Source organism: Streptomyces sp. NPDC049887 (genome assembly GCF_040656535.1).
Taxonomy (GTDB): Bacteria; Actinomycetota; Actinomycetes; order Streptomycetales; family Streptomycetaceae; genus Streptomyces.
This window is the reverse complement of the sequence record NZ_JBFAMM010000003.1, coordinates 253,014-276,203: the sequence shown is the minus strand read 5'-3', so window position 1 is coordinate 276,203 and position 23,190 is coordinate 253,014. Positions and strand designations below refer to the sequence as shown.

At 73.0% G+C, this 23,190-nt stretch carries 20 protein-coding genes, 1 tRNA gene and 1 pseudogene; 14 read left to right on the top strand and 8 right to left on the bottom strand.

What is annotated here, in order from left to right:
* Nucleotides 1-128: 128 nt before the first annotated feature.
* The 4 genes from AB0J10_RS05425 (at nucleotide 129) to AB0J10_RS05410 (ending at nucleotide 4,487) form a co-directional block, all read left to right on the top strand.
* Nucleotides 129-830, top strand: a complete 702-nt coding sequence (locus AB0J10_RS05425) for an FCD domain-containing protein (protein WP_363058031.1) — start codon at nucleotides 129-131, stop codon at nucleotides 828-830.
* A gap of 242 nt (nucleotides 831-1,072) precedes the next feature.
* Entirely contained in the window at nucleotides 1,073-2,536 is a 1,464-nt protein-coding gene (locus tag AB0J10_RS05420) for an amino acid permease (protein ID WP_363058029.1), read from the top strand.
* A gap of 239 nt (nucleotides 2,537-2,775) precedes the next feature.
* The gene (locus tag AB0J10_RS05415) at nucleotides 2,776-3,861 is read left to right on the top strand and encodes an S-(hydroxymethyl)mycothiol dehydrogenase (RefSeq protein WP_363058027.1); all 1,086 of its coding nucleotides are present in this window, start codon (nucleotides 2,776-2,778) and stop codon (nucleotides 3,859-3,861) included.
* On the top strand, nucleotides 3,858-4,487 hold the full coding sequence (locus tag AB0J10_RS05410) for an MBL fold metallo-hydrolase (RefSeq protein ID WP_363058025.1): 630 nt from the start codon (nucleotides 3,858-3,860) through the stop codon (nucleotides 4,485-4,487). Before AB0J10_RS05415 ends, AB0J10_RS05410 begins: the two co-directional genes overlap by 4 nt.
* Here AB0J10_RS05410 and AB0J10_RS05405 read toward each other — a convergent pair.
* The gene (locus AB0J10_RS05405) at nucleotides 4,460-5,380 is read right to left on the bottom strand and encodes a pseudouridine synthase (protein WP_363058275.1); all 921 of its coding nucleotides are present in this window, start codon (nucleotides 5,378-5,380) and stop codon (nucleotides 4,460-4,462) included. The two genes, AB0J10_RS05410 and AB0J10_RS05405, sit on opposite strands and share 28 nt — an antisense overlap.
* A gap of 108 nt (nucleotides 5,381-5,488) precedes the next feature.
* Nucleotides 5,489-5,576, bottom strand: a tRNA-Leu gene (locus tag AB0J10_RS05400).
* A 200-nt stretch (nucleotides 5,577-5,776) separates the two neighbouring features.
* Between AB0J10_RS05400 and AB0J10_RS05395 the strand changes: the two genes are divergently transcribed.
* From AB0J10_RS05395 to AB0J10_RS05385, 3 genes are all read left to right on the top strand, one after another.
* Complete coding sequence (locus AB0J10_RS05395; protein ID WP_363058023.1) at nucleotides 5,777-7,102, top strand: M20/M25/M40 family metallo-hydrolase; 1,326 nt, start codon at nucleotides 5,777-5,779, stop codon at nucleotides 7,100-7,102.
* Between the two features lie 243 nt (nucleotides 7,103-7,345).
* A complete protein-coding gene (gene chpH, locus AB0J10_RS05390) occupies nucleotides 7,346-7,579 on the top strand; it encodes a chaplin ChpH (RefSeq protein WP_138056170.1) in 234 nt (77 codons plus the stop codon).
* Nucleotides 7,580-7,716: 137 nt separating this feature from the next.
* Complete coding sequence (locus AB0J10_RS05385; protein WP_363058021.1) at nucleotides 7,717-8,475, top strand: chaplin; 759 nt, start codon at nucleotides 7,717-7,719, stop codon at nucleotides 8,473-8,475.
* Between the two features lie 67 nt (nucleotides 8,476-8,542).
* On the opposite strand, the gene AB0J10_RS05380 is transcribed toward AB0J10_RS05385, so the two are convergent.
* On the bottom strand, nucleotides 8,543-8,731 hold the full coding sequence (locus AB0J10_RS05380; RefSeq protein WP_363058019.1) for a DUF5703 family protein: 189 nt from the start codon (nucleotides 8,729-8,731) through the stop codon (nucleotides 8,543-8,545).
* 47 nt (nucleotides 8,732-8,778) lie between these two features.
* Here AB0J10_RS05380 and AB0J10_RS05375 point away from each other — a divergent pair, with 47 nt between their 5' ends.
* Nucleotides 8,779-9,432: a hypothetical protein gene (locus tag AB0J10_RS05375; RefSeq protein WP_363058017.1), complete on the top strand. Its 654-nt coding sequence runs from the start codon at nucleotides 8,779-8,781 to the stop codon at nucleotides 9,430-9,432.
* 457 nt (nucleotides 9,433-9,889) lie between these two features.
* Here the strand turns inward: AB0J10_RS05375 and AB0J10_RS05370 are convergent, their stop codons facing one another.
* Nucleotides 9,890-12,214 carry a helix-hairpin-helix domain-containing protein gene (locus tag AB0J10_RS05370; protein WP_363058015.1) on the bottom strand — a complete coding sequence of 775 codons (2,325 nt, stop codon included), beginning with the start codon at nucleotides 12,212-12,214 and terminating at the stop codon, nucleotides 9,890-9,892.
* Nucleotides 12,211-13,194, bottom strand: coding sequence for an aldo/keto reductase (locus tag AB0J10_RS05365; protein ID WP_363058013.1), 984 nt, complete (start codon nucleotides 13,192-13,194; stop codon nucleotides 12,211-12,213). The genes AB0J10_RS05370 and AB0J10_RS05365 overlap by 4 nt, the downstream gene beginning before the upstream one ends.
* A 179-nt stretch (nucleotides 13,195-13,373) precedes the next feature.
* Between AB0J10_RS05365 and AB0J10_RS05360 the strand changes: the two genes are divergently transcribed.
* On the top strand, nucleotides 13,374-14,423 hold the full coding sequence (locus AB0J10_RS05360) for an LLM class F420-dependent oxidoreductase (protein ID WP_363058011.1): 1,050 nt from the start codon (nucleotides 13,374-13,376) through the stop codon (nucleotides 14,421-14,423).
* A 365-nt stretch (nucleotides 14,424-14,788) separates the two neighbouring features.
* On the top strand, nucleotides 14,789-15,574 hold the full coding sequence (locus AB0J10_RS05355; protein WP_363058009.1) for a ferritin-like domain-containing protein: 786 nt from the start codon (nucleotides 14,789-14,791) through the stop codon (nucleotides 15,572-15,574).
* Between the two features lie 161 nt (nucleotides 15,575-15,735).
* Here AB0J10_RS05355 and corA read toward each other — a convergent pair whose 3' ends face one another.
* Nucleotides 15,736-16,725 carry a magnesium/cobalt transporter CorA gene (gene corA, locus AB0J10_RS05350; protein WP_363058007.1) on the bottom strand — a complete coding sequence of 330 codons (990 nt, stop codon included), beginning with the start codon at nucleotides 16,723-16,725 and terminating at the stop codon, nucleotides 15,736-15,738.
* A 319-nt stretch (nucleotides 16,726-17,044) separates the two neighbouring features.
* Between corA and AB0J10_RS05345 the strand changes: the two genes are divergently transcribed.
* From AB0J10_RS05345 to mshC, 4 genes are all read left to right on the top strand, one after another.
* Entirely contained in the window at nucleotides 17,045-17,752 is a 708-nt protein-coding gene (locus AB0J10_RS05345; protein ID WP_363058005.1) for a histidine phosphatase family protein, read from the top strand.
* 85 nt (nucleotides 17,753-17,837) lie between these two features.
* Nucleotides 17,838-18,428, top strand: a complete 591-nt coding sequence (locus AB0J10_RS05340; RefSeq protein ID WP_283295404.1) for a DUF3090 domain-containing protein — start codon at nucleotides 17,838-17,840, stop codon at nucleotides 18,426-18,428.
* Nucleotides 18,392-19,222: an SCO1664 family protein gene (locus AB0J10_RS05335; protein WP_363058003.1), complete on the top strand. Its 831-nt coding sequence runs from the start codon at nucleotides 18,392-18,394 to the stop codon at nucleotides 19,220-19,222. Before AB0J10_RS05340 ends, AB0J10_RS05335 begins: the two co-directional genes overlap by 37 nt.
* 297 nt (nucleotides 19,223-19,519) lie before the next feature.
* Nucleotides 19,520-20,749, top strand: coding sequence for a cysteine--1-D-myo-inosityl 2-amino-2-deoxy-alpha-D-glucopyranoside ligase (mshC, locus tag AB0J10_RS05330; RefSeq protein WP_363058001.1), 1,230 nt, complete (start codon nucleotides 19,520-19,522; stop codon nucleotides 20,747-20,749).
* A gap of 373 nt (nucleotides 20,750-21,122) precedes the next feature.
* Here mshC and AB0J10_RS05325 read toward each other — a convergent pair whose 3' ends face one another.
* Nucleotides 21,123-22,193, bottom strand: coding sequence for a PAC2 family protein (locus AB0J10_RS05325; RefSeq protein ID WP_363057999.1), 1,071 nt, complete (start codon nucleotides 22,191-22,193; stop codon nucleotides 21,123-21,125).
* Nucleotides 22,194-22,769: 576 nt separating this feature from the next.
* Nucleotides 22,770-23,149: pseudogene (locus AB0J10_RS05320) on the bottom strand (GntR family transcriptional regulator); the annotation flags it as partial.
* Nucleotides 23,150-23,190 lie beyond the last annotated feature (41 nt).

Below are 23,190 nucleotides of genomic sequence, written 5' to 3'. Positions count from 1 at the left end.
TCGGCCCGGACGTCGGTCGGACACCGGGCCGTGGGCTACTGAAACCTATTAGGTACGACGTATTCAAGAGTCTGAGATGTAAACGTCATACTTTTTCTGCCGGGATTCGCCCCCCGTACCCTTGGGTCATGACCACAGAGGGCCACGGGCTGCACACCCACGTTCTGGACAGCCTCGGCCTGGCGATCACCGCGGGCGAGTATCCGCCCGCGAGCGTGTTGCGCACCGACGAGGTGGCCCGGCGTTTCGACGTCTCGCGCACCGTGGTCCGTGAAGTGGTCCGGGTGCTGGAGTCGATGCACCTCGTCGAGTCCCGGCGCCGCGTGGGGGTGACCGTCCGGCCGGCCGACGAGTGGAACGTCTACGACCCGCGCGTCATCCGCTGGCGGCTCGCCGGCGCCGACCGGCCCCGCCAGTTGCGCTCGCTGACCGTGCTGCGCTCCGCCGTCGAGCCGGTCGCCGCCGGGCTCGCCGCCCGCCATGCCACCGCCGGCCAGTGTGCCGCGCTCACCGAGTGCGCCCTCGGCATGGTCGCCACCTCCCGCGGCCACCAGCTGGAGGGTTACCTCAAGCACGACATCGCGTTCCACCGCATCGTCCTCAACGCCTCCGGCAACGAGATGTTCGCCCGCCTCGGCGACGTCGTGGCCGAGGTGCTGACCGGCCGCACCCACCACCAGGTGATGTTCGAGGACCCGGACCCGGCCGCCGTCACCCTCCATGTCCGGGTCGCCGAAGCCGTTCGCGAAGGCGACGCCGACCGCGCCGAGCGGCTGACCCGGGAGATCGCCGTCGGGGCACTCCAGGAACTGGACGTGCTCGCTCCCTGAGGGGGTCCGCAGGTCGCGGCGAGATAGCGCATCCTTGCCTAGCCTTGGCGAAACCTCTGAAATACCTCAGATTTGTATCTGAGTGAGGTTCGCCACTGCCAAAATCCCAGGGTTGCCGTGATCATGTGGTGTTGGGCCGTCTGCGCCCGCCCTGCCTCGCCGCGGTGACCACTCCGCACCGCGGGAAGGCCGCCGGAGGAATTCCGGTACCGCACACCCCCCTCACGAAGGCGAACACCTACATGAGTGACCGCACCATGACTGCGGCCGACACGCCGGTGGCCGGCACCCCGGCCACCGGCACCCCCCACGTCGACGCCGGAGACGCCGGGTACCGCAAGGACCTCAAGTCGCGGCACATCAACATGATCGCCATCGGCGGCGCGATCGGTACGGGCCTCTTCCTCGGTGCGGGTGGCCGGATGGCCAGCGCCGGCCCCTCGCTCTTCATCGCGTACGCCCTCTGCGGCGTCTTCGCGTTCTTCGTCGTCCGCGCGCTCGGCGAGCTGGTCCTCTACCGGCCCTCCTCCGGTGCGTTCGTCTCCTACGCCCGTGAGTTCATGGGCGAGAAGGGCGCCTACACCGCGGGCTGGCTCTACTTCCTCAACTGGTCGACCACCGCCATCGCGGACATCACCGCGGCCGCGGTCTTCGCCCACTACTGGTCGGCGTTCAGCGACGTCCCGCAGTGGGTGCTCGCGCTGATCGCCCTCGCCGTCGTCCTCACCGCCAACCTGATCTCGGTGAAGTACTTCGGCGAGATGGAGTTCTGGTTCGCGATCATCAAGGTCGGCGCGCTGGTGCTCTTCATGCTCATCGGCATCTTCCTCGTCGTCACCCAGCACGAGGTCGGCGGACACACCCCGGGTCTGTCCACCATCGCGGACAACGGCGGCATCTTCCCCACCGGCGTCATGCCGATGCTGCTGCTCATCCAGGGAGTCGTCTTCGCCTACGCCTCCGTCGAACTGTGCGGCGTCGCCGCCGGTGAGACCGAGAACCCCGAGAAGATCATGCCGAAGGCGATCAACTCGATCATGTGGCGCGTCGCCCTGTTCTACGTCGGCTCCGTGGTGCTGCTCTCCCTGCTGCTGCCGTACACGGCCTTCACCGGCGACCAGAGCCCCTTCGTGACCGTCTTCAACAAGCTCGGCATCCCCGGCGCCGCGAGCATCATGAACCTCGTGGTGCTCACCGCCGCGCTCTCCAGCCTGAACTCCGGCCTCTACTCCACCGGCCGGATCCTGCGCTCGATGTCGATCTCGGGTTCCGCGCCGAGGTTCACCGGCGTGATGAACAAGGGCGGCGTCCCCTACGGCGGCATCCTGCTCACCGCGGGCTTCGGCATCCTCGGCGTCTTCCTGAACTACGTGATGCCGGGTGACGCCTTCGAACTGGTGCTGAACTTCGCGTCGATCGGCATCATCGGCACCTGGGGCATGATCATGGTCTGCTCGCTGCTGTTCGTGAACCGCTCCAAGGAAGGCCGGCTCACCCGCCCGTCCTACCGGCTGCCCTGGGCCCCCTGGACCCAGATCGCCACGCTGGTCTTCCTCGCCTCCGTCCTGGTCCTCATGTGGATGGACGGCGGGATCAGCCGCACCACCGTCAACTGCCTGCCGCTGATCGCGCTCGCCCTCGTCGGCGGCTGGTTCACGGTCCGCAACCGGGTACGGCGCATCGCCGCCGAGCGCCGGTCCGTCTGACGCCCCCACGGCCGCAGGGCACCACCCGGACGAGGCCCCGCCCGAACCGGCGGGGCCTCGCCGTGCCCGGGAGCACGCAGGTGGCGGTCCGGTCCCCTCCCGGCCGGACCGTTCCCGACGCCGGTCACCCGGGTTCCGGACGAGGAGGCGCCTTTCGGCGCACGGCGCGCACGGACCACCCCCGCCGCACGCCATAGTGGGTGGCGACGTCCACTGCGCGACGAAGGGCAGGTCCAGCAATGCCGCAGCAGGTGCAAGGTGTGGTCGCACCGGGGAAGAACGAGCCGGTACGGGTCGAGACGATCGTCGTTCCCGACCCGGGCCCGGGGGAAGCCGTCGTGAAGGTGCAGGCGTGCGGGGTCTGCCACACCGATCTGCACTACAAGGAGGGCGGGATCAACGACGACTTCCCGTTCCTCCTCGGTCACGAGGCGGCCGGCGTCGTCGAGTCGGTCGGCGAGGGCGTGACCGAGGTCGTACCGGGCGACTACGTGATCCTCAACTGGCGGGCCGTGTGCGGCCACTGCCGCGCCTGCCGGCGAGGGCGCCCCTGGTACTGCTTCGACACCCACAACGCCCGGCAGAAGATGACCCTCACGGACGGCACCGAACTGTCGCCCGCCCTGGGCATCGGCGCGTTCGCCGAGAAGACCCTCGTCGCCGCCGGCCAGTGCACCAGGGTCGACCCGGCGATCTCCCCGGCCGCGGCGGGCCTGCTCGGCTGCGGCGTGATGGCCGGCATCGGCGCCGCCGTCAACACAGGTCAGGTGGGCCGGGGGGACTCCGTGGCCGTCATCGGCTGCGGCGGTGTCGGCGACGGGGCCGTCGTGGGCGCACGACTGGCCGGGGCGACCCGGATCATCGCCGTCGACGTCGACGACCGGAAGCTCGAGACCGCAAGGACGATGGGCGCCACCCACACCGTCAACTCCCGTACCGGGGACCCCGTGGAAGCCATCCGCGAGCTCACGGACGGCTTCGGCGCGGACGTCGTGATCGACGCCGTCGGCCGGCCCGAGACGTACCGGCAGGCGTTCTACGCCCGCGACCTCGCCGGCACAGTCGTCCTCGTCGGCGTCCCCACCCCCGACATGAAACTGGAGCTGCCGCTCCTCGACGTCTTCGGCCGGGGCGGCGCGCTCAAGTCCTCCTGGTACGGCGACTGTCTGCCCTCCCGCGACTTCCCCACGCTCGTCGACCTGCACCTCCAGGGCCGGATCGACCTCGACGCGTTCGTCACGGAGACCATCGGACTCGGCGACGTGGAGAAGGCCTTCGCCCGCATGCACGCCGGCGACGTGCTGCGCTCGGTGGTGGTCCTGTGACCGCCCGCATCGACCACCTCGTCACCTCCGGCACCTTCTCCCTCGACGGAGGCACCTGGGAGGTCGACAACAACGTCTGGATCGTCGGCGACGACGAGGAGGCGATCGTCGTCGACGCGGCCCACGACGCCGACGCCATCGCCGCCGCCCTGGGCGGCCGGACGCTGCGCGCCATCGTCTGCACCCACGCGCACAACGACCACATCGACGCGGCCCCGGCGCTCGCGGAGGCCACCGGCGCGCCGGTCCTGCTGCACCCGGACGACCTCCCGCTGTGGAAGCAGACCCATCCCGGCCGGGCCCCCGACGGCGAGCTCGCCGACGGTCGGACCCTGACCGTCGCCGGCACTCGGCTGACCGTCCTGCACACCCCCGGTCACGCGCCCGGCGCGATCTGCCTCCACGCTCCCGAGCTGGTCACCGTTCTCACCGGGGACACCCTGTTCCAGGGCGGCCCGGGAGCGACCGGCCGGTCGTTCTCCGACTTCCCGACGATCATCGACTCGGTCCGAAACCGGCTTCTCACGCTCCCCCCGGAGACGTTGGTCCGGCCCGGTCACGGAGAGACGACCACGATCGGCGTGGAGGCGCCGCACCTTCAGGAGTGGATCGACCGCGGCCACTGAGCGAGTCGCCGGCGGCTGGTGAAGCGGCACGGCTCCCCGGTGACGGGGTCGGTGAACTCCAATGTCCGTGCGAGCAGTTGCAGCGGACGAGAGAAGTCCTCCGGCCCCACGGGCGGGAGCACCGCGGGGTAGAGCGGGTCGTTCAGGATCGGCAGCCCCAGCCCGCTCATGTGCACCCGCAGCTGATGGGTGCGGCCGGTGGCCGGCATCAGCCGGTACCGGCCCAGCCCACCCCTCCGGTCCAGCAGCTCGACCCGGCTCTCGCTGTTGGGCTCACCCGGCACCTCCCGTGCCGCGGGCACCCCGCGTTCCTTCTCGATGCGGCTCCGTACGGTGACGGGCAGCGCGACCTCCGGTGCGTACCGGGCCACCGCCTCGTACTCCTTGCGCACCCGGCGGTCTCGGAACAGCGTCTGGTACGCGCCGCGGTCACCGGGCCGCACGACGAACAGCACGAGCCCCGCGGTGAGCCGGTCCAGCCGATGCGCCGGCTGGAGCCCGGGCAGCCCCAGGTCGCGCCGCAGCCGGGCCAGCGCGGTCTCCGTCACGTGGCTGCCGCGCGGTGTCGTCGCCAGGAAGTGCGGCTTGTCGGCGATCACCATCCGTTCGTCGCGGTGGACGATCCCGATCTCGAACGGCACCGGTGTCTCGGGCGCGAAGTCGCGGTGGAACCACACGTACCGTCCGGCGGTGTACGGCTCTTCCGGGGCGACCGGGCCGTCCGTGCCGACGAAGCGTCCGTCCCGCAGCATGGCGTCCACCCGCCCGGCGCCGACCGCCCCGGCGAACCGGTGGACGAGATGGTCCCGCACCGTGGGCCAGACGCCGTCCGGGTCCTCGGGAAGCCGCAGCCGCACCGGGTCGATCCCGTCCCGCTGCGGCAGCGGGGCCATCGGCGCCGACCGCCGTCCGCGTCCCACAGCTCCTCACCTCGTCCCCGTACCGGCCGGTGCGCCAGACCGGCACAAACAAAAAACCCCAGCTGAGCTGGGGTTCTCTGGTGGTGTCCGAGGGGGGACTTGAACCCCCACGCCCGATAAAGGGCACTAGCACCTCAAGCTAGCGCGTCTGCCATTCCGCCACCCGGACAAGGTGTCTGTCTCCCGGCCCCGGGCCGTTCCGACGTGGAAAACCATAGCAAACATTCGGGGGTGCTCGATCACGCCCCGTCCCCGGCACCCGGCCGCCGTCGGTGACGGGCGTGTGTCGCCGGGCGGCCGCCCTTGGGGCGCGGCCCCGGGCGGGGGAGGATGTGGGGGACCACGAGAGCGACAGCGGGAGGAATCAGCGTGAGCGAGACGGACACCGCCCGGAAGGTCTCCGGCGAGGACGAGGTCGTCGACCTCTGTCGCGATCTGATCCGGATCGACACCAGCAACTACGGCGACCACTCGGGTCCTGGTGAGCGGGCGGCCGCCGAGTACGTGGCGGAGAAGCTCGCCGAGGTCGGTCTGGAGCCCAGGATCATCGAGTCGCACCCGGGCAGGGCCTCCACCGTGGCCCGGATCGAGGGCGAGGACCCCTCCCGCCCCGCACTGCTCATCCACGGCCACACCGACGTCGTTCCGGCCAACGCCGACGACTGGACCCACCACCCCTTCTCCGGGGAGATCGCCGACGGCTGCGTCTGGGGCCGGGGTGCGGTCGACATGAAGGACATGGACGCGATGACCCTCGCCGTCGTGCGCGACCGGCTGCGCAGCGGCCGCCGGCCCCCGCGCGACGTGGTGCTGGCGTTCCTCGCGGACGAGGAGGCGGGCGGCACGTACGGCGCCCGGCACCTCGTCGACAACCATCCCGACCTCTTCGAGGGGGTCACCGAGGCGATCGGCGAGGTCGGCGGCTTCTCCTTCACCGTCAACGAGAACCTGCGGCTCTACCTCGTCGAGACGGCCCAGAAGGGCATGCACTGGATGCGGCTCACGGTCGAGGGCACCGCCGGCCACGGGTCCATGACCAACCACGACAACGCCATCACCGAGCTCTGCGAGGCCGTCGGCCGGCTCGGCCGCCACACCTGGCCGGTGCGGGTGACCAAGACCGTGCGGTCCTTCCTGGACGAGTTGTCGGACGCGCTGGGCACCCCGCTCGATCCCGAGGACATGGAGGCGACCCTCGCCAAGCTGGGCGGTATCGCCAAGATGATCGGGGCCACGCTCCGCAACTCCGCCGCGCCCACCATGCTCGGCGCCGGCTACAAGGTGAACGTCATCCCGGGGCAGGCGACCGCGCACGTGGACGGGCGCTTCCTGCCCGGCTACGAGGAGGAGTTCCTCGCCGACCTCGACCGGCTCCTCGGCCCCCGGGTCCGCCGCGAGGACGTCCACGCCGACAAGGCGCTGGAGACGAGCTTCGACGGCGGCCTCGTGGACGCCATGCAGGCGGCGCTGCGCGCCGAGGACCCGATCGCCCGGGCCGTGCCGTACATGCTCTCCGGCGGTACCGACGCCAAGTCCTTCGACGACCTCGGCATCCGCTGCTTCGGTTTCGCGCCGCTGAAGCTGCCGCCGGAGCTGGACTTCGCCGGGATGTTCCACGGGGTGGACGAGCGCGTGCCGGTGGACGGCCTGAAGTTCGGCGTACGGGTGCTGGACCGTTTCCTGGACGCGAGCTGAGTCGACGAGGACCGGGCCCGCCGGGGACGAGGGCAGGGCCTCGCGGCACTGCGGGGCCCTGCTGCGTCACCCGGCGCGGGCCGGGCGGGCCCGCCGTGCGGAGGCGGGGCTGCAACATTCGTCCGCGCGTGCGTATTTGACTGAAAAGGGTGAATGGGCTCATAGGCTAGTAGCCCCATTAACCCCTCCTCGTTACAGGTGTGCGGTCCGCAGTTGGGATCGCATTGCCAACTAGGAGGAATAATGATCAAGAAGGTCGTCGCTGCTGCGGCTGCCACTGGTGGTCTGGTTCTCGCGGGTGCGGGCATGGCCGTCGCCGATTCGGGTGCCCAGGGCGCCGCCGTGAACTCCCCCGGCGTGCTTTCGGGCAACGTCGTGCAGGCACCCGTCCACGTGCCGGTGAACGTCTGTGGCAACACGATCTCCGTGATCGGTCTGCTGAACCCGGCCTTCGGCAACGTCTGCGTCAACGACTGACGTTGCGTCTCGCCCCTGTGAGGGTCTGACCCGGCGGCCCCGAAGTGCACGCCGTGCGCTTCGGGGCCGCCTGCATTCACCCCGCTCCCGGGCACGGTGCCCGGGGCAGTCCTGACGTCAGAAGGCAGGAACCAGCTATGCGACAGGTCACGCGCAAGGGCCTGATCACCGTGGCGGCCGCGGGCGGCGTGCTCGTCCTCGGCGGCGGCCACGCACACGCGCACGGTGGCGCGGGGGCCCACGGCGGCGCCTCCGACTCCCCGGGCGTGCTCTCCGGGAACACGGTCCAGGTGCCGGTCCATGTCCCGGTCAACGTCTGCGGCAACACCGTCAACGTCATCGGCGCGCTGAACCCGGCGTTCGGCAACGGCTGCGCCAACACCTCGGGGGACGACGGCGACGGCGGCGCCCACGCCGAGGGCGCCACGTCGAACTCTCCCGGCGTCGGCTCCGGCAACACCGTCCAGGTGCCCGTCCACGTGCCCGTGAACGCCTGCGGCAACAGCGTGACGATCGGCGGCCTCGGCAACGGCGCGTTCGGCAACGAGTGCGGCAACGGCGGCGGGAACCCGGGGGAGCCGGGAGAGCCCGGGGAGCCTGGTGAGCCCGGGGAGCCTGGTGAGCCCGGAGAACCGGGGGAGCCCGGGACGCCCGGTGAGCCGGGTACGCCGGGCGAGCCGGGTACGCCGGGTGAGCCGGGTACGCCGGGTGAGCCGGGTACGCCGGGTGAGCCCACCGCTCCGAACACGCCGGGTGCCAACACCGTCACACCGCCCAACGCCACCGAGGAGCTCGCCCGGACCGGGGCCGGCACGCTCGGTCTGGGGGCATCCGCGGCCGCCGGCCTGCTGCTCGGCGGAGCGCTCCTCTACCGCAAGGCCCGTGCCTCCGTGTGACGGCACGATGGCACAACGGAGCGGACCCGCGACCGCGGGCCCGCTCCGTCCTTCGTGCGGCGGACGCTCACCAAGTGGCGCGCACCTGACGGATGATGCGACGGCGGAGCCGCACGCGGCGGCTGCCGTCACGGAGGAGAGTCAGCCTGTCCAACTCCCAGTGTCCGTATTCGGCATGGTCGGTCAGCAGACGGGTGGCCTCCTCGCGAGAGATCCCGCGAGGCACGTACACGTCGACAAATTCGTATTCCGGCATCGCATCTATTGTGCGGGCACGGGCCGAGTACGGATAGCGTCTGCACTATGTCTGATGCATCCGCTCCTGCGCAGCCCACGGCTGCCGAGGTCCGCGCCGCCGCCGAAGCGGTCAAAGCCGCGCTGGACCGCCACCTCGAAGCGGTCGAACGCCGCACGGGAGAGGACGACCCGGCGGTGTACGCGGCCTTCAACGCCCTTGCCGCCGCGGCCGAGGCGTACGACGAGCGGCTGTACGACCGCTACGACGAGGTCACCCCCTTCGAGATCCCCGGTGCGGACGACTCGATGCCGCCGTACACGGGACCGGACGAACCGAACGCGCTGAGTGTTCTCATCCGCCGCGACTACGCCGTCGTGGAGCCTCAGCGGCTGCTCGCACAGGCCCAGCGGGTCGCGGATCTCGACCGGGACGAGACCGCGGACGACGGGTCCGCGGCGGTCGTGGGGGCGAGCGTGCACGCCGCGTTGGGGGTACTGTTCGGCGAGTTCGAGCCGGACGAGATCGCGTCGCGGCACAAGGAGTTCGGTCTGGAGGAGGGCGACTCCACCCTGTGGGTCTCCGCCGCCGACGAACTCCCCGAGCCCGGCGAATGGCTCAGCACGCCCTTCGACCAGGCGGACCCGGAGCGCGTCGTCTGCCGCTTCGACGTCAGTGCCGTCTTCGACGAGGAGGACCTGGACGACCTCCACTCCGCGTAGGCGGAACCGCCCGGCGCGAGGCCCCGCGCGGAGATCGCCCGTCTCCGTGCGGGTCGCACCGTGCGGCGCGGGCGGAAGCCGGGCCGGCGGCCGCCCGTGTCCGCGGCCGGGCGGTCACGGCGCGCGCCAGGGTGCCCCGTCCCCCTTCCGACCTCCCTCCGCGAGGCCGTTCACGGCGGTGCTCGGCCGCCGGCCGAGGCTCACCCGGGCGCCGTCGTGCCGGCGCGCCCGGCAGCGAGAGGGACACCGCGCACGGGCCGCGGGGGTGCCGTCCGTTTTCGGGACGGGGCCTCGTGGCGCCGTGCGGAGCACCCGGGTGAGGGAACCCCGCGCCCGGGTGCGTACGGGGGCGTGCGGGCGCGGCGGCGGTGCCCGGTGGGGCGGTCGCTGATACCCGGGTGAGCTCCATCGCCGGGGCGCCGCTCCGTATCGCACCGCGTCGCAGCGCCGAGTCCGCTCAGGCGCCGGCGGCCTCGGCGCCCGGCGCGAGCAGGCTCTCCAGTAGCGGGCGCAGCCGGGTCGTCCGGTCCTCGGACGGGATCTCGGCAACCGCTCGCGGCAGGGCCTGCTCCACTCCGTGGACCACGGACAGATGGCGCTCCCCGCGGCTGAACGCCGTGTAGACCCAGGGGCGGCTGAGCCCCTGTGCAGCGTCCCCCGGCAGCACCACGACGACCGCGGGCCAGCGCATTCCGGCCGCCTGGTGCGCCGTGAGCGCCCAGCCGTGCCGGAGCGTCGACTCCACGAGGTCCCTGGCGACGAGGACGGCGGTGCCCTGGCAGTCGAGGCGCAGCCCCTCCGCGTCCGCCGAGACCACCGTGCCGGTCAGGGTCCGTCCGGGGGCCGGGGCGTAGGCGACGCGGTCGGCCGGGTCGAAACCGCCGAATCGGCCGGGTCCGGGGTTGAACCGCTCCTTCAGGGCGGCGTTGAGCGCCCTCGTGCCCGCGGAACCGCCGTGGCCGACCGTGATGACCTGGGTGTCGGCCGACGGCACCCCGATCGCCCTCGGCACCGAGTCGGCGACCAGCTGGACCGTACGGTGAACGGCCTCGCCGGCGTCCCGCACCGGAACGATCACGACCTCCTTGCCGGGGGCCTCGACCGGGGTGAGTTCGCCGACACCGATCCCGGACACCAGCTCGCCCAGTGGCCCGGGATCGGGCGTGCGGGAGGCGACGACCGGGCACACGCGGGCGGCCAGTACGTCAGCGAACACCCGACCCGCACCCGCCGACCACAGCACGCCCGGGTCCCCGCTCAGCACCAGCCGGCAGCCGTCCGGCAAGGACTCCACCAGCACGGCCGCGGTCTCGACGTCGAGCTGCGGCGCGTCGAGGACCGCGAGCAGATCCACGGCCAGCGTCCCGTCCTCGTCCCGGCCGGGGCCCTCGGCGCCGGAGAGCAGCCCCTGTACGGTCACCGCGCCGGCAGCCGGCCCGCGCCGGCCGTTCTCGCTGTGCGCGGCGGCGACCGCCCGCAGACCGAGGGCGCGGGCGGCCTCCACCAGCGCGGCCGGCTCGGCGCGGGCCGCCTCGCCACCCGTGTGCGCGACCAGGCCGTGCCCGGCGGCGGCGCGCACCAGCTCAGAGGCCGACGGTGTCCCGGCGGCCCCGGCGGCCTCCTCCCAGGACGTCGGCTGCGCGGTCCTGACCAGCCGGGCCAGACCGTCGGCGAGGCTCTCCTCCGCCAGGGCGTACCGGTCCAGGCCCAGCAGCACCGGGACCGGTTCCGGCGGCCCGGAGTCCTCCCCGGCCTCCGGCGCCCCGTGCTCCTCGGGCCCGGCGGGGCCCACGACCTCCCCCGGCTCCCCGTCGTCGACGCCGTCCTGGAAGACCAGCACGACCCCCTCGGCGACGGCGTGCCGCACGGCCTCGTCCGGGTCCGGCACCGAGTGTCCGGCGAGCGCCGCACGCACCGCCGCGGAGTCCTGAGCCGTGTGACCCCGGAGCGCGGCCCGCTCCAGCAGCCAGCCGACCAGGGCCGCGGCCCGCCGGCCGTCGTCCGGCCGGCACTCCGCGCCCAGCAGGGCCCGGGCGAAACCGTCCGCCTGCTCCGGCTGCACCCCGGGCACCGCCAGCAGCCGCCAGGGGTCCTCCCGGAGCGCGTCGGCGGCCTGCTCACCGAGCACCGCGGCGACCCGCGCGGCCAGGCCCTCCGGCGCACCGCCCTCCACCAGGACCTCCAGCACGGCCGCCACCGAGCCCGGGCCGACCTGCGGCCGTGCCGGCCCGGACGGCGCCGGTACCACCGGCCGCCCCTGCCCGGCCACCGACGTCGGAGCCGGCCTCCTCGGCGCGGCGGGTGCCTCGAAGGACGAGGCCGGCGTGCTGCCCGACGGTTCGGCGCCGCTCTCCACGGCCCGCACCGCCGCCAGCAGATCGGCCGCGGTACCGCTCAGCTTCCCGCCGGCCGCGATCGGCCCGGCCTTCTCGGCCTTGCGCTTCTCGATCCGTGACCGCAGCTCCCGCTGCGCGGCCAGCTCCGCCTGGGCCTCGGACACCCCGGCCTCTCCGTCGACGGCGCCCCCGGCCCCGGGGGGCTCCTCGGCGGAGGAGCCCTCAGCGCTTCCTTCGCCGTCCGCCGCCTCGTCGGGCCGAGGCCCGTCCCCGCCGTCCGCCGCGGCACCGGGCACCCGTTCCGGCTCGGTCCCGGCACCCGGCCGTTCCGCGGTGACGGGAGTCCCCGGACCTGAGTCCCCGGACGCGTGGTCCTCGGACGCGTGGTCCTCGGACGCGTGGTCCTCGGCGGGGGTGCCGGGGCTCGCCCCGGGAAGCGCAGTCACAGCGTGCTCCAGTCCTGATCGGGATAGCGGTGCACGGGCGCCGAAACGTCGTCCAGCGCCCGGCAGATCTCGTCAGGAAGACTAAGGCCCTCCACTGACAACGCCTGAGTGAGCTGCTGCGCGCTGCGGGCGCCGACGATCGGCGCCACCACGCCCGGCCGGTCGCGGACCCAGGCGAGCGCCACTTCGAGCGGAGTCGTCGCCAGCCCGTCCGCCGCCGTGACGACCGCGTCCACGATGCGCGTCGCCGACTCGTCCAGGTACGGCTCCACGAAGGCGGCCAGCTGCTCCGACGCCCCGCGCGAGTCCGCGGGCGTCGCGTGCCGATACTTGCCCGTGAGCACCCCGCGGCCCAGCGGGGACGACGGCAGCAGCCCCACGCCGAGGTCCCGCGCCGCGGGCAGCACCTCCCGCTCGACGCCGCGCTGCAGCAGCGAGTACTCCATCTGCGTGCCGGCGAGACGGGTCCGTGTGCCCGGCACGGCCAGCTGCCACGTGGCGGCCTTCGCGAGCTGCCAGCCGCAGAAGCCCGACACCCCCGCGTAGCGCGCACGGCCGCTGTTCACCGCGATGTCGAGCGCCTGGAGCGTCTCCTCCAGCGGTGTGTGCGGGTCGAAGCCGTGCACCTGCCACAGGTCCACGTGGTCGGTGCCCAGCCGCTCCAGCGAGGCGTCCAGGGCCGTCAGCAGATGACCGCGCGAGCCGTCGAACCGCCGCGCGGGATCGAGCACGCTGCCGGCCTTCGTGGCGATGACCAGATCGCGCCGCGGTACCAGCCGCTCCACCAGGCGGCCGAGCAGGTACTCCGCCTCTCCGCCGCCGTACACGTCCGCCGTGTCGACCAGCGTGCCGCCCGCGTCCCAGAAGGCCTTCAACTGGTCGGCAGCGTCGTGCTCGCCGGTGTCCCGCCCCCAGGTGAGGGTGCCGAGCCCGATCCGGGACACGCGCAGGCCGGTACGGCCGAGTTGCCTCTGCTCCATGGCGCGAGATTACTGGCCACGGCCCCACCCGGAGCGACCCTGTGGACAACTCGCCCGCGAAGCCGCCACCGGACCACCCCTGACGCGACGCCGTTCCCCGCGCTAGAGTCCGCGACAAGGACGTTACTCGTCGGTAAATCGGCACATCCGAAGCACACGGAGCGGTAAAGGGGAGCGGTATGCGGCTGGGCATCAACCTCGGCTACTGGGGCGCGGGCATGGACGGCGACAACCTCGCCGTCGCCCAGGAGGCGGACCGTCTCGGCTACGACGTCTGCTGGGCCGCCGAAGCGTACGGCTCCGACGCGCCGACGGTCCTCTCCTGGGTCGCCGCCCAGACCGAGAGCATCGACGTGGGCTCCGCGATCCTCCAGATCCCCGCCCGCCAGCCCGCGATGACGGCGATGACCGCCGCCACCCTGGACTCGCTCTCCGGCGGGCGGTTCCGCCTCGGCCTCGGCGTCTCGGGACCGCAGGTGTCGGAGGGCTGGTACGGCGTCAAGTTCGACAAGCCCCTCGCCCGCACCCGCGAGTACGTCGAGATCGTCCGCAAGGCGATGACCCGCGAGCGCCTGACGTACGAGGGCGAGCACTGGACGCTGCCGCTCCCCGGCGGTCCGGGCAAGCCCATCAAGCTCACCGTCCACCCCGAGCGCGAGCGCATCCCGCTGTACATCGCCGCCATCGGCCCCAAGAACCTGGAGCAGACCGGTGAGATCGCCGACGGCGCACTGCTGATCTTCCCCTCCGCCGAGCACCTGGAGGACACCGCGATCCGGTACATCCGCGCGGGCCGCGAGAAGGCGGGGAAGACGATGGACGGCTTCGACGTCTGCCCCACGGTGCCGCTCGCGGTCGGTGACGACGTCCGGGCCCTCGCCGACACGTTCCGCCCGTACACGGCGCTCTACGTCGGCGGGATGGGCAGCCGCAAGCAGAACTTCTACAACCAACTGGCCCAGCGCATGGGCTACGAGAAGGAAGCCGCGGAGATCCAGGACAAGTACCTCTCCGGGGACAAGGCCGGAGCGGCGGCGGCCGTGCCGCACGAGCTGATCGACTCCACCGCCCTGCTGGGCACCGTGGACCGGATCGCGGACCGCATGCGGGCCTACGCCGCCGCCGGAGTGACCACCCTGACCCTCGCCCCGGCCGGCTTCACCCTGGACGAGCGGCTGACCGCCCTGCGGGCGGGCACCGAGGCCCTGGAGCGCGCCGGACTCGCCTGACGGGCCGCCGGTCACCCGTCCGTCCGTCGCGGACGGCGCCGGACATGCCTGCGGCCGTGGTGGGGGCTCGGGGTCATCCCCGCCACGGCCGTCACGAGGTCTAACGCCGCAGCCCGTCCTCGGTCACGCCCCGGACCCGGTGCATCGGCGAGACGCCGGCGTCGGGCGTCGTCGCCACCGGTCCGCGCCCGTCGTGCGCCGCCGGCGGGGAGAGGCCCCGCGCGCCTGCCGGGGGCGCTGCGCCCCTGTGATCCTTCTTTCGGCGGAGTCGCCCCGCTCACCTGTTGCCTGTCGGTCCGGTCCGCATTTGACTCGTTCTCTGCGGACGCCCGTCGCCCACGGGGTGCCTCACGGAGGTGGCAGTGATGCTCTCGGCCCGAAGCCTTTTCCAGGAAATCCTCGAGAACGACGATTCGTACCAGCTCTTCTGTTCGATCGCGGCCAGCGGCGAGGCCCAGGGAGGCTGGGAGAACGGCCGTATCGCCGCGCTCGTGCCCGACACCATGCGGGCGCTCGCGCCGAAGATCACCCGGCACGGCGCGGACGAGGAAAAGCACGGCCGGATCTTCGACGCCCTGCTCAGGAAGCGGGGCCTGGCCCCGGTCGACGTCCCGCCCGAGACCGACTACACGATGCTCCTGGAGCAGCAGGGCATCGGGCTGGCGCACGAGAAGCTGCGCCGCGACGAGCGGCTCACCGAGCGGGACATCGTCGTCTACCTCTCCCACAGCCGGGTCACCGAGCAGCGCGCCGCCGACCAGATGGACATGCTGGTGCGGTTCTTCGGCGACCACCCCGAGGTCGGCAGGGCCGTCAAGCAGATCTGCAACGACGAGGACAACCACCTCGCCTACTGCCACGAGGAACTGCTCCGCCTCGCCCGAGCCGGGCACGGCCGAGCCATCCAGGGCACCCTGCGCGAGTGCGCCCTCACCGAGATCGCCGTCTACCGGGACGTCAGCCTCGCGGTCATGTCCCACATGGGGCGGATCCTGAACTGGCCCAGGGCCAAGTCGGCGGTGCTCGCCGGCGGCATCCACGCCCTGTACGCCTTCGAACGCGCCGGAGGCTGGCGGCGCATGGTCGCGCTCAGGATGCCCGAGCGCCGCGACGCCCTCGGCGGTCCCGCGACCACGGCCCCGGTCGTCTGAGGCCCGGCGGGGCCCGGAGCCGACGCCGGTGGACCTCGCGGCGTTCCGGCGCCGACCTCCACATCGTTCCGGGCGCCCGCACGCGGCCGGCCCGGAACGACGGCACGGGCACACCGGGCAACGTGTCCGAGTGCTGTCCCACAGGGACCGCGGGACAGCACTCAGAGCCAGCCGCGTCGCTTGAAGAGCCGGTGCAGCCCGTAGACCACGAGGACCATCAGGGCGATCGCGGCCGGATAGCCCCACTTCCAGGTCAGCTCGGGCATGTGCTCGAAGTTCATGCCGTAGACGCCGGCGACCAGCGTCGGCACCGCCGCCATGGCGGCCCAGGCGGAGATCTTGCGCATGTCGTCGTTCTGCCGCACGCCCGTCTGCGCGAGGTGGGCGGACAGCACGTCGGACAGCAGCCGGTCCAGTCCGTCCACCTGCTCGTTGGCACGCGTGAGATGGTCGTTGACGTCGCGGAAGAACGGCTGGGAGTGCTCGTCCACGAAGGGCACCGACCCACCGGCGAGCTTGGCCATCGGCGCGGCCAGCGGCCCGGTCGCCCGCCGGAACTCGAGTACCTGCCGCTTGAAGCCGTAGATCTTGGCAGCCGTGTGCCGGGTGTCGCCGGCGGGCGCGAAGACGGCGGCCTCCAGCTCCTCCAGATCCACCTGGAGCTCGGCGGCCACCTCGATGTAGTGGTCCACGACGGTGTCGCTGACGGCGTACAGCACGGTCGTCGGACCGTGGCGCAGGACGTCCGGGTCGGCTTCCAGCCGCCGTCGCACCGCCCCGAGGGGCGCGGCCTCGCCGTGCCGCACCGTCACGACGAAGCAGTCGCCGACGAAGACCATCACCTCGTCGGCGCTGACCGTGTCCGACTCCGGCTCGTACACGACGGGCTTGAGGACCACGAACAACGAGTCGTCGTAGACCTCCAGCTTCGGCCGCTGGTGGGCTTTGAGGGCGTCCTCGACCGCCAGCGGATGCAGCCCGAACTCACTGCTGACGCGGTCGAACTCCGCTTCGTTCGGCTCGTGCAGCCCGATCCACAGGAATGAGTTCCCCGACGTGCGGGCCAGTGCCAGCGCGTCGGAGAGATCCTCGGGGCCCTCGGTCCGGCGGCCGTCCCGGTAGATGGCGCAGTCCACGATCACGGCGCGCATTCTTCCGCCCTCGCGCCCCGCGCGCACGTCGGCGGCGCGAACCGTCGGGGCGCACCGCTCACTTCGCGCCGGAGGGGGCGCCGGACGAGCCGCCCGGCGAGCGCTCCCGGCGAACGACGCACCCGCTCCCCGGACACGTCCCGGGGCTGTCCCGTCATCACCGGCGGAGCGGCGCGCGGCGTCGGACGCGATGCACCGCACGGCGGAGGGTGGTCCTCGTACCGGGCGTGCTCGGTCGGTCCGACAACGCGGTGCGAGGTGCCGCGGCCGTCGTCGTGCGCCCGCCGGGGAGCACGGGACAGCCCTTAGGCTGGCCGGCATGGCCACGTTGATCCTCGTACGCCACGGACGGTCCACCGCCAACACCGCGGGGGTGCTGGCCGGCTGGACGCCGGGCATCGCGCTCGACGAGCGCGGCACCGCGCAGGCGGCCGCCCTGCCCGCCCGGCTCGCCGCGATCCCCCTGGTGGCCGCCGTCACCAGTCCGTTGCAGCGCTGCCGGGAGACCCTGCAGCCGCTGCTCGACGCACGGCCGGGTCTTCCGCTGCACAGCGACGAGCGGATCGGCGAGTGCCACTACGGAGAGTGGTCCGGCCGCAAGCTGACGGAACTGGCCGGGGAGCCGCTGATGGAGGTGGTCCAGCGGCACCCGTCCGCCGCGGCGTTCCCCGGCGGCGAGTCGATGCGGGCCATGCAGGGCCGGGCCGTCGACGCCGTGCGGGACTGGAACGCCCGGATCGAGCGGGAGCACGGCGAGGACGCCCTGTACGTGATGTGCTCCCACGGCGACGTGATCAAGTCCGTGGTGGCGGACGCCCTCGGCATGCACCTCGACCTCTTCCAGCGGATCCACGTCGAACCGTGCTCGCTGACCGCGATCCGGTACACCCGTCTGCGGCCGTTCCTGCTGAGGCTCGGCGACACGGGTGACCTGGACTCCCTCCGGCCGCGCGAGAACGTGAACGAGCCCCGTGAGGGCGGGGCGGACGGGTCGGCGGTGGTCGGCGGCGGCGCGGGCGCACCGTGATCGCCGGGCGCAGTAGGGTGGACGGGCCGAACCCCGGAAGCCCGCTTCCGACACCGAAGATCCTCTGATTCCAAGGGAGCAGGACGTGACCCGTCAGGTGTTCCTGTACGACCCGCCGGAGCGTTTCGTGGCCGGCACGGTCGGGCTGCCTGGACGTCGTACGTTCTTCCTGCAGGCTTCCGCAGGGGGGCGGGTGACCAGCGTCGCTCTGGAGAAGACCCAGGTGGCCGCGCTCGCCGAGCGGATCGACGAACTGCTCGACGAGGTGGTGCGGCGCACCGGGGGCAACGCCCCCGTCCCGGCCGTCGCCCCGACGGACATCGCCGACACCGCACCGCTCGACGCGCCCGTCGAGGAGGAGTTCCGGGTCGGGACGATGGCGCTGGCCTGGGACGGCGAGGAACAGCGCATGATCGTCGAGGCCCAGGCCCTGGTGGAGCTGGACGCGGACTCCGAGGAGGACCTCGCGGAGGCCGAGGAGCGGCTGTTGCAGGACGAGGAGAACGGTCCGCCGATGCTGCGCGTGCGGCTGACCGGCGCGCAGGCGAGGGCCTTCGCCAAGCGCGCGCTGGACGTCGTCAACGCGGGCCGGCCGCCTTGCCCGCTGTGCAGCCTGCCGCTCGACCCGGAGGGACACGTATGCCCGCGCCAGAACGGATACCGCCGCGGAGCGTGACCGCGCACGACGGGCACCTGGAACTCCTGACCCGGGGCGAGATCACCGTGCGCGGCCGTATCCGCGAGGCGTCCAACGCCGCGCTGTACTGCAGCGTCGCCCTCGACGGCAGGCAGGTGCACTGCGTCTACAAGCCCGTCGCCGGAGAGCGCCCGCTGTGGGACTTCCCCGACGGCACGCTGGCCCGGCGCGAGGTGGCCGCCTACGAGTTGTCCGAGGCCACCGGATGGGGGCTGGTACCGCCCACCGTGCTCCGTGACGGGCCGTACGGCGAGGGCATGTGCCAGCTGTGGATCGAGGCCGATCCGGAGCAGTCCCTCCTGGCCCTCGTCGACGGCGACGAACCGGAGGACGGCTGGAAGGCGGTCGGCCTCGCGGAGGTGGGGGAGGGGCGCACGGCACTCCTGGTGCACGCGGACGACGCCCGGCTGCGCAGGCTCGCGGTGCTCGACGCCGTGATCAACAACGGCGACCGCAAGGGCGGGCATCTGCTTCCCGCTGCGGACGGCCGTCTGTACGCGATCGACCACGGTGTCACGTTCCACGTGGATGACCGGCTGAGGACCCTGCTGTGGGGCTGGGCGGGGGAGCCGCTGACGGAGGAGGCCCTGGCCGTCCTCGAGGCCCTGGACGCATCCCTGGACGAGGGGGCACCGCTGGCCGGGCGCTTGTCCGAGCTGATCACTCCGGGTGAGACGGCCGCCGTGCGGGGCCGGGTGAGGGCGCTGCGCACGAGCGCCCACCACCCGGAGCCGGCGGGCAACTGGCCCGCGATCCCCTGGCCGCCCGTGTAGGGCACGCGGGGCGGGTCGGGACCGCACAGGCGGGACCAGGACCCTCGGGGCGGTCCGCCCGGTCCCTCGGGTGCCGTCGCCGTGCGTCTGCCGGGTGCCGGCGTCGCGGGGCCGCCGAGGGGCCGAACCCACGCGCCGGTCCGCCCCCGGGCCGTCCGGGTGCCGGTCGGCCCGCGCCCGCAGGAGCACCGACCCGCAGCCCGTATCCCACGGCCGGGGCAGGCGCAAGAGCGCCTAACCGGCCAAGAGAGGGCGTCCGGTTCGTATCCGGAACATGCATCCGGTTACGCTCATGACATGCATGCCTGGCCCGCTTCCGAGGTCCCCGCCCTGCCCGGCAAGGGCCGCGACCTCCGGATCCACGACACCGCGACCGGCGGCCGCGTCACCCTCGCCCCCGGTCCCGTCGCCCGTATCTACGTCTGCGGCATCACCCCGTACGACGCGACCCACATCGGTCACGCGGCGACCTACAACGCGTTCGACCTCGTCCAGCGCGTGTGGCTCGACACCAAGCGGCAGGTTCACTACGTCCAGAACGTCACGGACGTGGACGACCCGCTGCTGGAGCGCGCCCAGCGCGACGGCCAGGACTGGACCGAGCTCGCGGAGCGCGAGACCGCCCTGTTCCGCGAGGACATGACCGCGTTGCGGATGCTGCCCCCGAGGCACTACATCGGCGCCGTCGAGGCCATCCCGGGAATCGTTCCGCTCGTCGAGCGGCTCCGGGACGCGGGTGCCGCGTACGAACTCGACGGCGACGTCTACTTCTCCGTCGAGTCCGACCCCCACTTCGGCGGGGTGTCGCACTACGACGCGGAGGCGATGCGCGCCCTGTCCGCGGAGCGCGGCGGCGATCCCGACCGCGTCGGCAAGAAGAACCCGCTCGACCCGATGCTGTGGATGGCCGCCCGGGAAGGGGAGCCCAGCTGGGACGGCGGCAGCCTCGGGCGCGGCCGGCCCGGCTGGCACATCGAGTGCGTGGCCATCGCCCTCGACCACCTCGGCATGGGTTTCGACGTGCAGGGCGGCGGCTCCGATCTCGCCTTCCCGCACCACGAGATGGGCGCCTCGCACGCCCAGGTCCTCACCGGTGAGCACCCGTTCGCCCAGGCCTATGTGCACGCCGGCCTGGTCGCCCTGGACGGCGAGAAGATGTCCAAGTCCAAGGGCAACCTCGTCTTCGTCTCCGCGCTGCGCCGTGACGGCGTGGACCCGGTCGCCATCCGGCTGGCGCTGCTGGCGCACCACTACCGTGCCGACTGGGAGTGGACCGACGAGATCCTCCAGGAGGCAGTGGAGCGCCTCGGGCGCTGGCGTGCGGCGGTCTCCCGGCCCGACGGGCCCTCCGCCGACGCGCTCGTGGAGGAGATCCGCGCCGCCCTGGCCGACGACCTGGACGCGCCGGCGGCGCTCGCCGCCGTGGACCGCTGGGCCGAGACCCAGCGTGCCGAGGGCGGTACGGACGAGGGCGCGCCCGGCCTGGTGTCGCGCGCCGTGGACGCCCTGCTGGGTGTCGCCCTGTAATCCGGACACGCAGCCGGGGAACCGCGCACCGGCCGCCCCCGAACCCGTCACGGGTCCGGGGGCGGCCGTTTGTTCTGTCCATGAAAGAACTGGGGCCGGAGGAGGCGGCGGTCGGCGGGGCCGTCCGGTCCCGGTGCCGGGCCGGGTCCTCCGCACCGGCGGGGCGGGGCCGCGCGCCGGCACCGTGGAACACCGACGGCTCGGAGTCCGGTGACCGCGCGGACTCGGCGGCGGCCGGCTTCCGCTGCGGCTGACCGACCCGCGGACCCCCGTGAGTCCGGCGGCCCGTGCTGCTGCGCCGGACCGGAGCGGGAGCGCATGAGCGGGCGGGGCGCACAGCGCCACGAGGAGACCCCGAGGAGACTCCGGGACGTCAGTCCTCCGAGGACTCCGGGGAGTCGGGCGATTCCGAGGACTCGGGAGCACCCGAGGACCCGGTGGGTCCGGTGGACCCAGCCGCCGCGGAGTCGTCCTCCTCGGACCCGTCCGTCCCCTGATCGGCGCGCTGCGGCTTCGGCGGCTTCGCCCGCCCGCCCGCGGTGTCCCGCAGGTACGAGCCGTCCCCGGCCTCCGTGGCATGACCGCCCGGCCCCTGCCCGGGGCCGCCGTCACGACGGCGCAGATAGCGCTCGAACTCCCGGGCGATGGCCTCGCCGGACGCCTCCGGCAGCTCGGCGGTGTCCCTGGCTTCCTCCAGCGTCTGCACGTACTCCGCCACCTCGCTGTCCTCGGAGGCGAGTTGGTCCACGCCGAGCTGCCAGGCCCGGGCGTCCTCGGCCAGTTCGCCGAGCGGGATGCGGAGGCCGATGAGGTCCTCGAGCCGGTTCAGCAGCGCCAGTGTCGCCTTCGGGTTGGGCGGCTGGGAGACGTAGTGCGGCACGGCGGCCCACAGCGACACGGCCGGTACCCCGGCGTGGGTGCATGCCTCCTGGAGGATGCCGACGATGCCGGTAGGGCCCTCGTAGCGGGTCTCCTCCAGGTCCATCGTCCTGGCCAGATCCGGATCCGAGGTGACACCGCTCACCGGTACGGGCCGTGTGTGCGGGGTGTCGCCGAGCAGCGCGCCCAGGATCACCACCATCTCGACGCCCAGTTCGTGGGCGAAGCCCAGCAACTCGTTGCAGAACGAGCGCCAGCGCATCGACGGCTCGATCCCCCGGACCAGCACCAGATCGCGGGGCTTCTCCCCGCCGACCCGCACCACGGAGAGCCGTGTCGTGGGCCAGGTGATCTTCCGTACCCCGCCGTCCAGCCACACCGTGGGCCGGTTGACCTGGAAGTCGTAGTAGTCCTCGGCGTCGAGCGCCGCGAACACCTCGCCCTTCCACTCGCGGTCCAGGTGCGCGACCGCGGTGGACGCGGCGTCGCCGGCGTCGTTCCAGCCCTCGAACGCGGCCACCATGACCGGGTCGATCAGCTCGGGAACCCCCTCGAGCTCGATCACCCAGGCCTCCTTCCGACGTTCCCTCTCGTACGCCCCAACCTTACGGCTTCGGGGGCGCCCGCCCGCAGTCCCCGTGCACGGCAGGGTGAACTTCCGTACGGCGGCGGCGCAGGCCGGAGGATCGCCCGTTCCGGCGGGAGATCCGGCCGAGCCGCCACCGCGGTCCCAGGGGGCGGCCCCGGGCCTCCGGCCTGCGACGACGCCTGCCGTCCCACGCCCAGGAGGCCGGATGTCCGGCGGTGCGCGCCGCCGTGAGTCCGGAAGGGGCCGTCGCCGACGGGACCGGACGGATCGAGCCGACGGCCGGCGCCGGCTTCGTCGAGGCCGCACGACGGCCGGAACTCGCTCCCGGGACGGCCGGACCGGCCGTGCCGCCGCCCCCCGCACGTCGCGTCGAGTACGCCGACCACCTCCACGAGCACGTCACCGACCCGGCCGTGGTCCACCGGGACACCACGTGGCACCAGGAGTACCCGGATTCTCCTCCCGTATGCGGGCCCGGACGCCCCGCTGCCCCGACGGGCCCGTTCCGCAGGCCCGCGCATCGTGTCCCGCGCCCGGTGCGGTCCGGTCGGGCCACCGCTCCGAGCCCGCGTTGTGCACCGTCGCCCGGGACCGGGCGGACTCGGCGTCCCGGTTGCGCAGCTCCGAGAGGATCGCCCGGTGCACGTGGAGCGCACGGCCGACCGCGTCCCGCTGGGTGAGGGCCCCCGCCACGAATCCCGGTGCCTCCAGGAGCAGTTGGGGCCCCGGCTGGTCATGTACGTGCCGTCGCCCTGGCGCACGTCGAGGACGCGCATCAGCGACAGTGCGCGGACCGCCTCGCGGAGCGAGTTCCTCGACAGCCCAGGTCCGGCGGCGAGTTCGCTCTCCCCGGGCAGCCGGTCGCCGGGCCGCGGCGCACCGGAGACGATCAGGCCCTCGTCTTTCTCGACGGCATCGTCGGTGACAGGCATGCTTCCCCTGGTGCCTCGTGCCATCCGACGACCGAGCGGAC